At 53.9% G+C, this 2,605-nt stretch carries 4 protein-coding genes; all 4 read left to right on the top strand.

Annotation, left to right across the window (positions count from 1 at the left end):
* Nucleotides 1-646: conjugative transposon protein TraN (traN, locus tag JZY04_RS20850; RefSeq protein ID WP_255584471.1), on the top strand; the 646-nt coding region annotated here is incomplete at its 5' end.
* 2 nt (nucleotides 647-648) lie between these two features.
* The gene (locus JZY04_RS20845; protein ID WP_117681730.1) at nucleotides 649-1,224 is read left to right on the top strand and encodes a conjugal transfer protein TraO; all 576 of its coding nucleotides are present in this window, start codon (nucleotides 649-651) and stop codon (nucleotides 1,222-1,224) included.
* A 7-nt stretch (nucleotides 1,225-1,231) separates the two neighbouring features.
* Nucleotides 1,232-2,104 carry a toprim domain-containing protein gene (locus JZY04_RS20840; protein ID WP_008645933.1) on the top strand — a complete coding sequence of 291 codons (873 nt, stop codon included), beginning with the start codon at nucleotides 1,232-1,234 and terminating at the stop codon, nucleotides 2,102-2,104.
* A gap of 18 nt (nucleotides 2,105-2,122) precedes the next feature.
* Nucleotides 2,123-2,605 (top strand): DUF3872 domain-containing protein (locus tag JZY04_RS20835; protein WP_220577460.1); only part of this gene is annotated, 483 nt, incomplete at its 3' end.

Here is a 2,605-nt window from a genome sequence, read left to right as displayed (position 1 = left end):
CGGGGGCAGGCTATGGGAAACCTACCACCGAAAGGTGGTAAGGCGCCCATCGCCGAGCCTACACGTGAAATATGCCTCCGAACCGTTGCTGCTCAATGTGGAGATGTGCGACTTCATCCATGACGGCGAGAAGGTGAACCGCCCGAACAATGCGCAGGAAATCTATCTGAAGGAACTGGGCAGCGAAAGCCCGATGCTGGTACGCCTTATCATGAAGTCCATCCACAAGCAGAACAAGCGCGAGGTGAAGCACATCGGCTGCAAGCGATTCGGTATCCAGTATCTGCTGAAAGGTATCTACACGCATAATGGTTTGCTCTATTTCCACACGGAGATAAAGAACCAGAGCAATGTGCCTTTCGATGTGGACTACATCACATGGAAAATCGTGGACAAGAAGGTGGCGAAGCGTACCGCCGTGCAGGAGCAGATCATCCTGCCGCTCCGTGCGCAGAATTACGCCACACTCGTGCCGGGCAAGAAGAGCGAGCGCACGGTGTTCACGATGGCGAAGTTCACTATCCCCGACGATAAATGCCTCGTGGTGGAACTCAACGAGAAGAACGGGGGGCGTCACCAGTCTTTCGTGATTGAGAACGAGGACTTGGTACGTGCCAATACCATCAACGAACTTCAAGTGCGCTGACCATGAGAAAGTACATCGCAATAATCATCGCGTCGCTTGCCCTGGTTACGGGGCAGGCGCACGCCCAGCGATGCCTGCCGAAGATGCAGGGCATCGAGGTCAGGGCGAACATGGCGGACCGCTTCAATCCCGGCGGCAACGACGGCGGGTACAGTTTCGGGGCGGCTCTCTCCACCTACACGAAAAAGGGGAACAAATGGGTGTTCGGCGGCGAATATCTGTTGAAGAACAACCCTTACAAGGACGGAAAGATACCCGTGGCGCAGTTCACGGTGGAGGGCGGATACGACTTCAAGATACTTTCCGATGCCCGTAAAATCGTGTTCGTCTATGCAGGTGCTTCGGCTCTTGCCGGATATGAATCGGTGAACTGGGGCGAAAAGGTACTGCATGACGGCTCCACGCTCCATGACCGGGACGCCTTCATCTACGGCGGTGCGCTGACGCTCGATGTGGAGTTTTACGTGGCAGACCGTATCGCCCTGCTCGCCAACCTCCGGGAGCGTTGCCTGTGGGGTGGCGACACGAGGAAGTTTCATACGCAGTTCGGGGTCGGAATCAAGTTCATCATCAACTGACACGGACATGGAACGGACGGAAATAGACATCATCAGACAAATGCCCATTGCGGTTTTTCTCGCACGGCTGGGGCATGAGCCTGTCAGAAGGAGCGGTAACGAGCTGTGGTATATCGCCCCGTATAGGGGCGAGCGCACGCCCTCTTTCCGTGTGAACGTGGCGAAACAGCTCTGGTACGACTTCGGTCTGGGCAAAGGTGGTGACATCTTCACGCTTGCCGGGGAGTTTATCGGAAGTGGCGACTTCATGGAACAAGTGAAGTTTATAGCGGGAACCTCTAATATGCAGATTGCAGAGTTTGACAAACCGACCTACATTCCGAAGCAGACAGAACCTGCCTTTGAGGGAGTGGAAGCCGTCCCTCTGCTTCGTTCTCCACTGACAGACTATCTGGCGGAACGGAGCATTCCTTACGTTGTCGCATCACGCTACTGCTGCCGACTGAATTACTGTGTGCGTGGCAAACGATATTTTGCCGTCGGTTTCCCGAACGTGGCGGGTGGATATGAGATCCGCAGCCGCTTCTTCAAAGGATGCGTGCCTCCGAAAGATGTGTCGCTGGTCAAGGCGGAAGGCTCTCCGGCTGACGTGTGCAGCGTTTTTGAAGGCTTCATGGACTTTCTTTCTGCTGCCACGTTCGGATTGGAAAAGGGTGAGTGCCTCGTATTGAACTCTGTTGCCAACGTGGAAAAGGCAATGAGGTATCTGGACGGCTGCGGGTGCATAGACTGTTATCTCGACCATGACGCAGCCGGACGGCGCACGTTGAAAACGCTGAAAGGACATTATGGAGAACGTGTCTATGACCGTTCCGCTCTCTATGACGGTTGCAAGGACTTGAACGAGTATCTGCAACTGACAACCAAAAAAGAACAATAACTTAAAAATCAAATGACAATGAACATACTGAACAACAAAAACAAGAGAATATCAATCTTCAAGACGTTGGCACTCTGCCTGTTCGCTGCCGTGTCGCTCACGCTCGTATCGTGTGACGACGACATGGACATACAGCAATCCTATCCCTTCACGGTGGAAACCATGCCCGTGCCGAACAAGGTGACGAAGGGGCAGACGGTTGAAATCCGCTGTGAGCTGAAAAAGACGGGCGACTTCGCCAACACCCTCTACACCATCCGGTATTTCCAGTTCGAGGGGGAAGGCACGCTGAAAATGGACAACGGAATCACGTTCCTGCCCAATGACCGCTACCTGCTTGAAAACGAGAAGTTCCGGCTGTACTACACGGCGGCGGGTGAGGAAGCGCACAACTTCATCGTGGTAGTGGAGGACAATTTCAGCAACTCCTACGAGTTGGAATTTGACTTCAACAACCGAAACGTGAAGGATGACGGGGTTATCACTGTTGTCCCCATCGGG

This window comes from Bacteroides sp. 11BF, from assembly GCF_019633765.1.
Lineage (GTDB): Bacteria > Bacteroidota > Bacteroidia > Bacteroidales > Bacteroidaceae > Bacteroides > Bacteroides hominis.
This window is presented reverse-complemented; position numbering and strand designations above follow the sequence as displayed.